The organism is Halovenus amylolytica, assembly GCA_004015825.1.
Lineage (GTDB): Archaea > Halobacteriota > Halobacteria > Halobacteriales > Haloarculaceae > Halovenus > Halovenus amylolytica.
In genome coordinates this window covers 1-12,861 of sequence record SAYS01000029.1, presented here as the reverse complement: position 1 = coordinate 12,861, position 12,861 = coordinate 1, and the positions used below count along the sequence as shown (strand labels likewise).

Annotated in this window: 12 protein-coding genes; 3 read left to right on the top strand and 9 right to left on the bottom strand. The window is 57.4% G+C overall.

Annotated elements, in window-relative coordinates; genetic code table 11:
* Window positions 1-9: 9 nt before the first annotated feature.
* The 6 genes from EOW68_RS17225 to EOW68_RS17200 form a co-directional block, all read right to left on the bottom strand.
* On the bottom strand, window positions 10-444 hold the full coding sequence (locus EOW68_RS17225; protein ID WP_128226400.1) for a pyridoxamine 5'-phosphate oxidase family protein: 435 nt from the start codon (window positions 442-444) through the stop codon (window positions 10-12).
* 100 nt (window positions 445-544) lie between these two features.
* The gene (locus EOW68_RS17220; protein WP_128226399.1) at window positions 545-1,795 is read right to left on the bottom strand and encodes an MgtC/SapB family protein; all 1,251 of its coding nucleotides are present in this window, start codon (window positions 1,793-1,795) and stop codon (window positions 545-547) included.
* A gap of 15 nt (window positions 1,796-1,810) precedes the next feature.
* Window positions 1,811-2,254 carry a helix-turn-helix domain-containing protein gene (locus EOW68_RS17215; RefSeq protein WP_128226398.1) on the bottom strand — a complete coding sequence of 148 codons (444 nt, stop codon included), beginning with the start codon at window positions 2,252-2,254 and terminating at the stop codon, window positions 1,811-1,813.
* A gap of 329 nt (window positions 2,255-2,583) precedes the next feature.
* Complete coding sequence (locus EOW68_RS17210) at window positions 2,584-3,033, bottom strand: Hsp20/alpha crystallin family protein (protein WP_128226397.1); 450 nt, start codon at window positions 3,031-3,033, stop codon at window positions 2,584-2,586.
* A 132-nt stretch (window positions 3,034-3,165) separates the two neighbouring features.
* Complete coding sequence (locus tag EOW68_RS17205) at window positions 3,166-3,609, bottom strand: DUF2267 domain-containing protein (RefSeq protein ID WP_128226396.1); 444 nt, start codon at window positions 3,607-3,609, stop codon at window positions 3,166-3,168.
* Window positions 3,610-3,856: 247 nt separating this feature from the next.
* Window positions 3,857-5,671 carry an SLC13 family permease gene (locus EOW68_RS17200; protein ID WP_128226395.1) on the bottom strand — a complete coding sequence of 605 codons (1,815 nt, stop codon included), beginning with the start codon at window positions 5,669-5,671 and terminating at the stop codon, window positions 3,857-3,859.
* 124 nt (window positions 5,672-5,795) lie between these two features.
* On the opposite strand from EOW68_RS17200, the gene EOW68_RS18990 reads away from it, so the two are divergent.
* Complete coding sequence (locus EOW68_RS18990; protein WP_431359030.1) at window positions 5,796-5,945, top strand: DUF7557 family protein; 150 nt, start codon at window positions 5,796-5,798, stop codon at window positions 5,943-5,945.
* Window positions 5,946-6,111: 166 nt separating this feature from the next.
* On the opposite strand, the gene EOW68_RS17195 is transcribed toward EOW68_RS18990, so the two are convergent.
* On the bottom strand, window positions 6,112-6,750 hold the full coding sequence (locus tag EOW68_RS17195) for a dienelactone hydrolase family protein (RefSeq protein WP_128226394.1): 639 nt from the start codon (window positions 6,748-6,750) through the stop codon (window positions 6,112-6,114).
* A gap of 235 nt (window positions 6,751-6,985) precedes the next feature.
* Between EOW68_RS17195 and EOW68_RS17190 the strand changes: the two genes are divergently transcribed.
* Window positions 6,986-7,615 (top strand): class I SAM-dependent methyltransferase, encoded by a 630-nt coding sequence (locus EOW68_RS17190; RefSeq protein ID WP_128226393.1) that lies wholly within the window; start codon window positions 6,986-6,988, stop codon window positions 7,613-7,615.
* Window positions 7,616-7,689: 74 nt separating this feature from the next.
* Here the strand turns inward: EOW68_RS17190 and EOW68_RS17185 are convergent, their stop codons facing one another.
* On the bottom strand, window positions 7,690-8,634 hold the full coding sequence (locus EOW68_RS17185) for a hypothetical protein (RefSeq protein ID WP_128226392.1): 945 nt from the start codon (window positions 8,632-8,634) through the stop codon (window positions 7,690-7,692).
* Window positions 8,635-9,004: 370 nt separating this feature from the next.
* Here EOW68_RS17185 and EOW68_RS17180 point away from each other — a divergent pair, with 370 nt between their 5' ends.
* A complete protein-coding gene (locus EOW68_RS17180) occupies window positions 9,005-9,910 on the top strand; it encodes a universal stress protein (protein WP_128226391.1) in 906 nt (301 codons plus the stop codon).
* An 86-nt stretch (window positions 9,911-9,996) separates the two neighbouring features.
* Here the strand turns inward: EOW68_RS17180 and EOW68_RS17175 are convergent, their stop codons facing one another.
* A complete protein-coding gene (locus EOW68_RS17175; protein WP_128226390.1) occupies window positions 9,997-12,699 on the bottom strand; it encodes a cation-translocating P-type ATPase in 2,703 nt (900 codons plus the stop codon).
* Window positions 12,700-12,861: the final 162 nt, after the last annotated feature.

Sequence of the window (12,861 nt, the reverse complement as noted above, 5' to 3'; positions counted from 1 at the left end):
TGACTCTGGCTACGCTTCGACCCGTCCAGTCAGTTCGTCCGGGACGAGGCGATAGAACTCGAAGGAGATCTCCCGGATCGGCCCCTCGAAAATATCGACGAGTGGAATATCAACACGGTCGAGTCCTGCCAGTGTTTCGACCTCGATACCCTCGCTTTCGACACCTTCGAGCTGGCCCTGGGCGACGACGCTTTGCCATCCTTCGTCGGTTTCGTCGTATGTCACGAAGGAGACGTGGCTGTCCTCTGCATCCGCTTTCGAACTATCCGCCCCAACAGCTAACCGGAAATAGAACGTTTCAGTCGACGAATCGTAGCCATATGAGACTGGCACCGAATGTGGTGAATCCTCGCCAGCCGAGAGCGAGAGGACGCCAGTCCCCCCGTTACCAAGAAATTCGTCTCGCTGTTCGTCTGTCATCGTGATCGGTCTGTCCTGTGGCATAGTTAATATGATGGCTGGAACGGAAATAAACCGTGGTGGCTGTTATCGGACTCCAAAAATCGGAAGATTGGATTGACCGCTGGACATCACCGAAACACGTTCACAGAAAAACGAACAGGAGACCGACAGCCGAGACAGCGACCAGCACGACAGTGACTAGTTTTGCGAGTTCTCTCGTCCCGAGTATCCAGACGAGCGCAGCCTTGACGAGCGTATTCGAGATCGCACCGATTATGATGCCCGTCGTTGCAACGTCTACCGAAATAGCGTCGTCGGCTGCGAGTTTGCTCAGTGTGAGCGTGATCGCATCGACGTCGGCAAGTCCCGAGACGAATGCAGTCACATAGACACCTGACGGACCGACCCAGGTGTGGGCTGATTCGGACACCAGCAGGACAACTGCGAAGATTGCGCCGAAAAGCAGCGCCGGTTGTAACCGGAATGGGTTCGTGATATCCGTATCTACGGTTGATTTGGTGGTCGACCACCAGTACAGAACTCCCGCAGCGAGGATCCCCGTCCCAGTCATTGCCCCGAGGGGGACAACAACGTGGGGGAGGAGTTCCGGGTTGACAGCCGCGACCTCGACAGTCGCCCGGGGAAACATCACGATCGAGGCGACGACGATAGAAAACCCACAGATCTGGTAGAGTGAGGGCGTCTCCGAGGTCTGTTCGGCCATCGAGACGGACGTTGCTGTCGAGGAGATGAATCCACCGACAACTCCAGTGAGAGCGATTCCGCGTTCGGTTCCCACGATTCGACTCAGGATGTAGGCGGCGAAACTCAATCCGGTGACGAAGACGACCATCAGCCAGATGAACCGTGGATTGAGGCCAAGCAGCGCATCTATCTCGCGGTCTGGGAGTAGCGGAAAGATCACGAACACGATCAGGATGAATTTGATAGATGCACGGCGCTCGTCTTCTTCGATGCGATCCACGAATGCGTGAATCGACGACTTTGCGGAGAGGATAATTGTCATGACGCCGCCAATAATGATCGCGAGCACGAGTCCGGTTTCGGAGTGGACCGTCAGTGCACCGAGGATAACAGTGAGGAGTGCAGCGGTCACCGTCGTAAGCCCGAAAGAGCCTGTCTTCCAGATTTTTCCTGCGTAGGCGACAGTCAGTGGAACTGCGATACTGACGAGCGCAACAGGAAACATGGCTGGAAAGAACGCCTGTACCAGCGCTCCAAAGAGTCCGAAGAGTGGAAACGTCCGGCTGCCTGCGAACAATCCGGCCGAGTCACTCCGTTCCCGTTCGAGTCCGATCAGGGCACCGATACCGAACGCTACAGCGACACGCAAGACGACTTGCAGGATCGGATCTGTAGCTGGGTCAACCATACCAGTGTATTCTTGTCAGTCGGTGTCGGTCCCTCTGCGTGGTTCGTAGATTACTCTCGTCACCGGTGGGATAGACTGCGCTCCGCTACTGTCGCGTGAAAGCCAAAGTTTCAGCTGTCCACAGTCATCGAACGAGATCTGAACGTTCACGACCACTCGGGCGTACTCGGTCGCGTGGTTCCCGGTCTGGCAGAGACGGATGCCTTCTTCGAGCAACCCTGTCTCGGTAAGGGTATCGAGTTTGCGATACGTCGTCGAAAGTGGCAGTTCACACCGGCGAGAAATCTCTTTTGCGGAGAGTCTCTCCTCGGTTGTCGACTGCAGAATAGCCCGGCAGTCCTCGTCGTGGAGTGCGTCGAGGATATCCTGAATAACCGCTTCGTCGGTGATGCCTGTCGGTGGCTGGATAAACTGCTCAGTGCTCGCGTCAGCGCTGAATCTCACCGGAGGCTGAGACATATGTGAGAGTTCACACGCACCGTAGAATAAACTACACCCCGGCAGTTTCGATTAACTGGTACGTGAGTGGCTCGATTCGCCTGAAGACCAATCGAAATGATACTGGTGGCTGTACGAAATGAACGAATGTCGACCCGACGGGAGTGAGTCGAACAACGCGAGGCGATCCAACTGAGCACTCGTTCTCACGGTGGTCGAATATTTGTCCGAATGTACAGCCACCAGTATGAGGAGACGCCCATTGTCCCACCTGAAAGTACTAATCCTGCTTCATCTCGAAAATAGGTAGCTGCTAAGGGTAGGTGGGCCACTGTCCGACCACGTCCAGCCTAGCTGATTTCGATTTCAGTCTCCTCGGTTTCGGGTTCGCGTTTGTCCATTTCGACTGTCAACACGCCGTTCTGGTAGGTCGCCGAGACAGCATCCGTGTCGACCGTTTCTGGTAGCGTGATCGACCGGGAAACAGACGCACGCTGGCGCTCCCGCCGGAGGTATTCGCCCTCTCTTTCCTCCTCGGATTCCTCTTCGTGTGTCGCGTCCAGGCGGAGCATCCTGTCTTTCACACTAAGATCGATATCCTCCCTGGTGAATCCGGGCAGATCGGCTGTCAACACGAGCGTGTCCTCCGTCTCCTCCAGGTCTATCTGCACCGACCCGGCTCCGGGAAGGTTAGTCCGAGCCGATTCGGGTCGCCACATTTCAGCCGCCTCCTGGAAGTTCTGTTGCATCTGCTCGAAAAGCTGTTCGAGTTCGTTAAATGGGTTTGGTCGTTTGGACATGGTGCAGTCCCAGTTTCGTCCGGCAGACCCAAAACGTCGACTGGTAATTGCCAAAATGTGAGAAAATTAACTAGAATTTAAGTATGGCAGCTGATCGTCTGCGATCAGCCACCAATTCACAGCTTCGAACTGCTAGCTATCACTACTCGGTGCGTCGTCGTTGTTGCTCCATCCACCAGCGTCGACGACTTCGAAAAGTTTGCGCCAGTTCTCGTCGTCCTCGCTTTCGGGGAGTTGACCGCGGAGCTCTCGGAAGTCGGACTCGGGGACAACCGTGTGGACGAGGTCGAGAATAACTCGGGCGTGGTAGGCTGCGTCCCTTGGGTCTCCTCCCTCGATCTCACTCACGCGCTCGACGAACTCACTCCAGTCGAAACGTTGGCCGTGGTCCTGAACCGCGCCGGTCATATACCACTTGATCTCCATCGGGAGAGATGCAGCGAGGTCCTCCGCGTTCCCCTCGGGGATTCGCTGCCCGAGCGTCATCAGTGTCGCTCGTATCGACCGCACCGACTCGCCGGTTCCAGGTAGTTCCAGTCTGTGCTGTATCTCGCCGGTGAACTCGTCGAAATCCATGCCACCGAAAGATTGCCGGCGGAGTCGTATAGTTTGACTGGCATTTCCCACGAGATGGAAATGAGCAGGTTCACCGGGTGGAAACGACCAGGAGCGCCGTATCGACAGTCGACTGCGCACAGAGAAGTGGTCTGTGGCTAAACTCAGAGCGGTCGGAGCTGGGCGGATGTCCACGAGCTGGTTTATATCCCTCGATTCTCTGGAAGAACCCACACTCCGATAGGGGAGCAGAAAGCACTGGTCGGTCTCAGATCCCCCAGAAGACGGCGATACCCAGCGTCGTTACGACAGCCAACATAATTTGAAGGGGTGCGCCGACACGAGCGTAATCACTGAATTTGTACCCGCCAGGACCGTAGACAAAGAGATTGGTCTGATAGCCGACTGGTGACATGAAGGCTGTACTCGCAGCGAACGTCACTGCCATGACGAACGCGAACGCATTCGCCTGTAGTTGGGTTGCCGTATCGACTGCGACTGGAATAAGGAGAACGACACTGGCCTGATTGCTGACGAGGTTCGTCATCAACGCAGTCAGCAGGTAGAACAACCCGAGAACGGCGATCGCGGGCAGGAACTCGGCTGTCGAGGCGACGAAGCTACCGAGGAGATCCGCACCGCCAGTCTCGGACATCGCCTGGCCGAGCGGAATGACACCGGCCAGCAAGAAGATAACGTCCCACTGGACTGCGTCGTACGCCTCGGTTGGCTTGAGGATACCCGTGCTAATCATTATCAGGACACCGCCCAGCGCAGCGACCATGACAGGCAGAATCCCGAGTGCTGCGAGTCCGACCACAGAGAGGACGATCGCGACGGCAATCGGGAGTTTCGACGATCGAAACCTCTGCATTTCGAGTTCGCCAGCGACGATCACGTTCGGGTCGTCGGCGAGTCGGTCGATCGTATCCGGGTCGGACTCGGTGAGGAGCAGATCGCCCGGACGAATTCGGTACTCGGTCAGGCGTTCGTAGGCGGTCTCGCCACCCCGACGGATGGCCAGAACGCCCGTCTGATACTGGTCCTGAAAGGTCGACGACTCGACCGTTTCGCCGACGAGGTCGGAGCCAGCGGTAACGACGACCTCGACGAGCGTTTGCCCGGGACCGAGTGCCTCGAGACCACCTGGCGGTGTGACTTCCGGAACGAACTCGATTCCCTCCAGTTCGTGCAGGGTCTGCAAGGCCTCTTCTGTGAGGCGAATCGTAAAGATATCGCCACTTTGAATTGTTGTCGACATCGCCGGCTCTCTGTGATACCGCCCCTCGCGAATAAGTTGCGTGACGTTCGCTTCGAAATCGACCGCCTCGAGCGCTTCCTGAACCGTCGATCCGACAAACGACGACTGTTGCCCGACGATGATCTCGGTGAGAAACTCCTCCTCTTCGGTCGTTTCGAGGTCACTGCGGGGCGTCACGTGTGACGGGGCGAGCCAGTAGCCGATCGTGAGGAGGTACGCTGCAGTGACGAGGAACACGATGATACCGAGCTGGGTAAACTCGAACATCGAGAACGCGTGGAGGGACGGGTCGTCAGTGGCGAGTCGGCTCGCCACGTCGCTGGCCAGTAGATTCGTCGAGGTCCCGATCAGCGTGAGCATCCCACCAGCCATCGACGCATAGGAGAGAGGGAGCAGCAACTTCGACGGTGAGGTGCCGTGCTCGTGGGCGAGGTCGCTCACCATCGGTAGCAAAACTGCGACGGCGGCGGTGTTGTTGATTACCCCGGAGAGTGGGCCGACGAGCCCGATCGTTGCGCCGAGTTGCCTGTGTTCGCTGTCACCCGTGTACGAGGCAACTACCTTCTGAAGGCGCTGGATGGCCCCCGTCCGTCGGACGCCTTCGCTCAGTATCATCATCGCCAGAATCGTTATCGTCGCAGGGTTCGAGAAACCAGCGACACCTTCTCGCGGGGAGATACCCGTCCACGGACCGAGTATCATGAGCACCACCATGATTCCGATCGCCGTGACGTCGATCGGGACTGGCTCTGTGAGGAACAGAATGAGGGCAACGAGGATAATTACAAAGACCAGTACCAATCCGACAGTCTCCACAGCCATCGGTTCGTATCACGATTCGATACCGAAACCCAAGAACTGGTCGGCGATTACCCTCTGATGAGAATCGCTTGTGGGATATTTAAATCATGTCTTCGTAGTTATATGTGAAGGACTCCAGCCCACCATGACATACAAACTCGAAATCAGTGACGAACTCAAGGAACGATTGGATGACCACCTCGAGGAGGACGAAACGTACGAAGAGTTCATCGCAGAGTTGGTCTCGATGTACGAGACCGAAGGTACATTCCTCCAAGAGGGCTACTCGGAGTGAATTCTCACTCGCTGTGAACTGATACGGTCGTTCGTGATGATTTTCGTGACCACGCCACAAATTTCGGTGTTTCGCGGCCCGTTCCAACCGTCGCGGTTCACGATCGGTAAAAAGTCACGAACGACCGTATGACTTGTCCGATCTTCTGTCACCGTCGTTCACAGAGTTACTGGAGTGTCTCCGCAAACCAGTCGGCCGCCACGTCGGCGACCTCTTCGAGTTCTCCTTCGTCTTCGAAGAGGTGGCCAGCGCCCGCAACGACGTGGAGTTCCTTCTCACAATCGAGCTGGTCGTAGGCCTCGCGATTGAGTTCGAGCACCTCTGTGTCGGCTCCACCGACGATGAACAGCGTCGGGGCCTGTATCTCGTCGAGAACCGCCTCTGCCATATCGACGCGCCCGCCCCGGGAGACGATGGCGTCGACGTCGCCCGTGCGCGCAGCGGCCCGCAATGCGGAGGCAGCACCCGTGCTAGATCCGAAGTAGCCGACGTTCAGATCGGCTGTGGCCTCACGAGTCTGTCGCCACTCGGTCACTGCGAGTAGACGGTCGGTTAGCAGCGGAATATCGAAGCGGTTCTCTCGGAACTGGTCTTCTTTCTCGGTGAGTAGGTCGAACAACAAGGTGCCGAGACCGCGGTCGCGAATAACCTCAGCAACGAAGTTGTTTCGTGGACTCTTCCTGCTCGAACCGCTCCCGTGAGCGAAGACGACGATCCCTGGCGCGTCTTCCGGAACTGCCAGCATCCCTTCGAGTTCGACGTCACCGACCGGTATAGACACGATATTCTCGGACGATTGTGTCATGTCAATACAGATGAACTCCTCGAAATTTATGTATTGGGTCGTTCCGATATCATGAAAAAACCCCATACTCCAGAGCCCGGAACTAGTACTCTCGATTCGTCGTGGCCACATCTCCTCGTGAACCCACACTATTCTCGAAGCGGTCCCCACCCGGAGACATCGCAACGATCGGGTAGCGAGACGCGGTCAAATACGAGGATAAAAGCTGGTATTGGCAGGGGACATAGAATCAACTATGCCGAAAACAGCTCCCTTCGAGAAACACACGGAACGATACGATGAGTGGTTCGAGGAGCACGACGCAGCCTACCAGTCCGAACTGGCGGCCTTGCGTCGTCTCGTGCCGTCAGAGGGTACTGGACTCGAGATCGGCGTTGGGACCGGGCGATTCGGGGCACCGCTCGGCATCGAGTTTGGAATCGACCCATCCAGTCAGATGGTCGAGATAGCACGCGAACGGGGGACCGAAGTCGTCAAGGGTGTCGCAGAGCATCTCCCGTTCACCCACGATCGCTTCGACACTGCGCTGATCGTGACGACGATCTGTTTCGTCGACGATATCCAACAGACGATATCCGAGGCCGCCCGAATCCTCGACGCCGACGGTGCACTCGTTATCGGATACATCGATGAAGACAGCCCGGTTGGCCAGATATACGTAGAAAAGAAGGAAGAAAATCCCTTCTACCGGGAAGCGACGTTCGTCTCGACCGACGAACTTCTCGACGAACTGGAAGCCGCTGGATTCACTGACTTCGAATTCGTTCAGACCATCTTTCAGTGGCCCGGCGAGATCGACGAGCCAGAATCTGTCGAGACGGGGTACGGTGACGGGTCGTTCGTGGGTATCCGGGCAACACGGTAACAGGACAGCTGGCTAGATGTGTTCGTTCCCCTCGTCTGGTAGCGGTACTCATCACTGATCTGCTCCCGAAACTCTCATGCATATTTCGAACTCGACAACACATCCTGGAGTGGCAAATAAAATAGAAGGTGTTCTCGACCAAGTCGACCGGCAGCGGGGCGCTGATCACCGCCGTGTACCATCGTTCGAGCGACAAGATTGTTGTAGGCGAAATTCAGCCTGAAGTAATCGTGCACGAGCTCGTCGGGCAGCGCCGTGGATAGTTCTTCGTAGATCGCTTTTCCTTTCGCAGTTGCAGTCTCACAGCCTGGTTCCGGGAAAAACTCTCTCGCGAAAAACGGGTAGATGTCCTCGGGAGCGAGTTCTCTCGAAAACACATCGTCGATCGAGGAAAGATCCTCCTCGAATGCTTCCTCGCGGATCAACTCGGCGGAGGGGTCGACCGAGCGCCACTCCGGCGATGGCTGATCCGCCGATCGATCCTGATAGAAGTCGATACAGCAGTCTGGATAGCCGTGGAGCTGGCCCTGATACCGTTCGAAGGTCTCGATCGTATCGTTCACGACCGAGTCGATATTTTTCTGCAGGATATCTGTCGGCTCTGGCGGATCGTCCTCTCGAAACAGATATATTCGGGAGCCGTAGTGGAGTCGATTCTCTGTCCGCAGCCATTCCGGAACGACGAAACACCGACCCGGAAAACCCTGGTCGAGATAGCTGACTTCCGGCATGCACTGTAATTTCCGACGAAGTCGTTTCGACTCGTCCCAGAGATTCTGCTCCGAGATCGAATCGATCTTCACTCGAATGTCGTTGCAGGTCTTTCGGGAGTCTTCCAGCATCTGTGGTCGGTAGCCGGCTGACGACTCCGTATCAGGATGCTGCAAGGCCTGCAACTGGCCACCGAAGTACGTCTCGTCGGGTTGAATGCTCGCCCCTCGCCGCTGACCCGTGAGTACTGCATAGCCATCGAGGGCTGCGAAGGTGGGTAGTCGTCCGACTTCGTGTGAAGGGGTCATAGGTGATCCGAATTGTTCTTGATGACACTCGTCTGCATTTGTCTGTGTATGTGTACGAATCATTGATATTTTAAACCACCGTGTGTTCCCGTCCTCCTGATAGTGAGTATTGCGAGTCTGTACCGCCGGGTTCCGATAGAACCGGTCTATTGGGGCCGAAACAGCCCGTTTTCGGGTTGTGACTCGGTCGAGTCATTGCCGACACTGTTGGCTAACTCCTCGTCACGTCGTTACCGAAGTGATAGTTAGTTACCTACAATTATATTTGTATCTTAAATTATATCAAAAGATACTATTTATTACTTGTATTCTAAACCACTCTTTCGAGAATGGAGACCAACGTTAAATCCAAGACGAGTGAATGTTCCGTATGAACCAGAGTATCGAGTCGATTCTCGTTCCGACCGACGGTAGTGAGGGAGCACAGAAGGGGACACGGCGCGGAATCGATCTTGCAGAGAAAGTCGGTGCAGACCTCCACGTCCTGTCCGTGGTCGACAGCCGTGAGATCGAGCCATCGCTGTCATCGCTCGACGACGCCGACAGAACCAATCGTGAAGAGGTGTACGAAAAGAGAGCAGAACGGGCAATCGATTCCGTGACCAATCCAGCCCGCAGCCAGCTCTCGGGGCGGATTACCACAGCAATCGAGTGGGGAATCCCGTTTCAGGAAATCGCGGACTACGTGGAGAGACGCGGAATCGATCTCGTCGTCATGGGGACACACGGGCGAACGGGGCTCGAGCGGTACCTGATAGGGAGCGTTACGGAGAAGTTGCTGCGCACAGTGGATGTGCCGGTTGTCGCAGTTCCCCCAGACGCAGACGAGATCGAACTGGGAGAGGGCGAGTATGGAGATATTCTGCTCCCCACAGACAGCAGCGAGCCTGCAGAAGCTGCTATCGACTGGGGAATTTCGCTGGCAAAGGTGTACGATGCGACCGTTCACACCGTCTACTCGGTCGATACGAGTCGGTTCGTCAGTGTCGAGGAGACGGGCGAAATCTACGATTCACTCGAAAAAGCAGGGGAAAACGCACTCGAGAGGGTCCGGAAACGAGCCACAGCTGCCGATATCAGCGTCGCTGGAAGTCTCGGAACTGGCCCTGCAGCACAGATGATCCTCACCTACAGCGATGAACACGATATCGACATGATTGTTATGGGGACACACGGCCGATCCGGAATCAATCGGTATCTCATCGGAAGTGTCACCGAGTCAGTCCTGCGCAGTGCCGACGTGCCGGTCTGCTGTGTCCCGATGGAAGATCAGTAAACAAGACGTCCGATACGCTGTGGAGTCGATTCCTCTCCGCCGGGAGTGGAAAGAACTGCAGGAGAAGCACCGACATCCGCCGTCTGTCAACTCGTCTCCTGGCTGTCTGTGTGTCGATACCGCCAGCTCAACTTGTGAATCTCGATGGCCACTGCAACAGTGAGTGCAACGGCGAGCAAGACGAGCCACCGACTCGGCGACACTGGTGCAGTTTCGAGGATCGCCTGACCGGGTGAGGTGTACATCGACCCAACGTGGACGGTGAAGGCAGTAAGCGTCCCAGCCAGGAGGATCGGACTTTTCAGCGGTGAGAGCCGGAACAGCGAGATGGTCTCCGAACGGGCGTTACCGATGTTGATGATCTCGAACAGCACCAACAACAGCAGGATCTGGTTTCGTGCGGCAGTTTCCGAGAGGCCCATATCGAGAAGCCAGACGAACACGCCGAACGCGAGCGGACCCATCACGAGCGCCGCGATGAGCGTTCGCTCGGTCATGAGGCGATTGAAGATACGCTCGGTAGGCGACCGCGGTGGTCGGTCGAGCACGTCGTCCTCTTCGGGTTCGAACGCCAGCGCGACATCCTGGATGCCGTTGGTCACCAGGTTGAGCCAGAGGATCTGAACGGGAGTCAGGGGAAGGGGCAACCCCGCCACGATAGCCATGAGTATGAGTACAACTTCGGCGGCACCAGTCGAGACAAGCAGATAGATCATCTTGCGGATGTTGTCGTACGCGATCCGCCCCTGTCTGATACCCGCGACGATCGTCGCGAAGTTGTCGTCGCTGATGACGAGTTCGGCCGTGTCGCGAGCGACATCTGTCCCGGACTGGCCCATTGCGACGCCGATGTTTGCCTGCCGGAGAGCGGGTGCGTCGTTGACCCCGTCACCGGTTACTGCCACGTAGTGCCCCGCGTCCCGTGCAGCTTCCACGATCCTTAGTTTCTGGTCCGGCGACACACGTGCGAATACGGTCGTCGTCTCGAGCATCTCCTGGATGTCGTCCGTGGATGCGTCGACGAGTTCGGCACCTGTAATCACCTCGTCCGGTCGTTCGGCCAGCCCGAGTTTGCGGGCGATCGCCAGCGCCGTTTCGGGATGGTCACCGGTGATCATCGTAACGCTAATTCCCGCCCGACGGGCCATCTCGATCGCCTCCCCGACGCCGGGTCGAATCGGATCTATCAGCCCGAGAAAGCCAAGGAAGGTAAGATCAGACGGAGCAGCTGACTCCAGCGACTCGAGATCACCGTCGAAGGTCCCCTCCGCCACTGCGAGCACGCGATACCCGTTCTGGGCCATCGCTTCTATTTGGGCCTCGAGTTCGCTCGGCTGGAGCCCCGTGTTCGTCCGCTCGCACATCTCCAGGACGCGCTCGGGGGCCCCCTTGACGAATATCTTTAGTTCATCGTCCGTCCGGTGGAGTGTGGCTGCGAACCGTCGTTCTGACTCGAACGGGATCGCCCCTACCTGTGGGTACTCCTCCAGGGCTTGCTCCCGTGTCAAGCCGAGTTTCCGACCGAGCGAGAGTAACGCCACGTCGGTCGGATCGCCCCGCCAGGCCCACTCGCCGTCGCGGCGGGATAGCGTTCCCTCGTTACAAAGCATCCCCGCCCGAGCAATCCGCGGTAGGTGGTCGACGCTCGTCGGATCGATCCGTTCGTCGTCCCGGCGGATCTCGCCGTCGGGTTCGTACCCCTGACCCGTGACATCGTAGGTGGTCCCGTCCGGGAGACGGATCTCCTGGACAGTGAGCTCGTTGGCCGTAAGTGTCCCTGTTTTGTCGGAGGCGATCATCGTACAGCTCCCGAGCCCTTCGACTGCGACGATCTGTCGAACGATAACGCCGACCTCGGCCATCCGACGGCTCGCGACCCCGAGCGCGATGGTTATTCCAACTGGTAGCCCTTCGGGGATCGCCGAGACGGCAAGTGCGACCGCGAACAGGAACATCTCGATGGGGTCGTACTGGTGGACCAGAATGCCCAGGAGAGCAGTAACTGCCGCTGCGACGAGTACCACGACGCCGATCGCGCGTGTGAACCGCTCCATACGGATCACGAGCGGCGGTTGTCCACCTTCCACGGCAGTTACGTCTTCGGCCAGCTGACCGATTGTCGTGGTCGAGCCAGTCTCGACGACGATTCCTCGTCCCCGTCCCCGAGTCACGCTCGTCCCGGCAAAAGCCATATTGCGCCGGTCCCCCAGTGGGACATCTTCGGTGGCCTCCCAGTCTTCGTCTTTCCTGACGGGTTCGGACTCACCGGTGAGTGGTGACTCGTCGATCTGGAGTCCCTGTGTCGACGTCAGGCGGATGTCTGCTGGAACGCGATCACCGGATTCGAGAAGGAGGACATCGCCCGGAACAACGTCCTCACTGTCGATGTCGCGCGTCTCGCCGTCACGAAGCACGGTGGCACGCGTTTCTATAAGCTCCTGGAGCGCTCGGCTGCTCTGCTCGGCTTGCCACTCCTGAAGGGTTCCAATGAGAGCGTTGATTCCCAGTACCGCCGAGATGAACGCAGCGTCCGTCACTTCCCCGATGACGATCGAGACGACTGCAGCAGCCGCGAGAATGTAGATGAGCGGATCTTTGAACTGTCGGAGAACGATCTCCCACACCCGGGTAGGAGGGGCTCGCGGGAGTCGATTCGGTCCGTACTCGGTGCGACGGCGCTCGACCTCCGCTGTCGAAAGGCCTCTCCGGTCAGCGTCATACTCGTCGGCAACCGCTTCGACAGATTCGGTGTGCCACTCACCAGCCGCAGTCGTCGCCTCATCACTCATTGGTTATTCAACATAACGTCGAGCATTCATTTAAACGCTCATCTGTAGCGGTGGATACTTTCTCATGACTGGAGTTCGTAGTCTGCTACAGCATGGTCAGCAGAGAGAGCGTCAGCAAGGTGTTTCTGCCTGACAAAGAGGACTGTTTGGAGTACCTGCGTG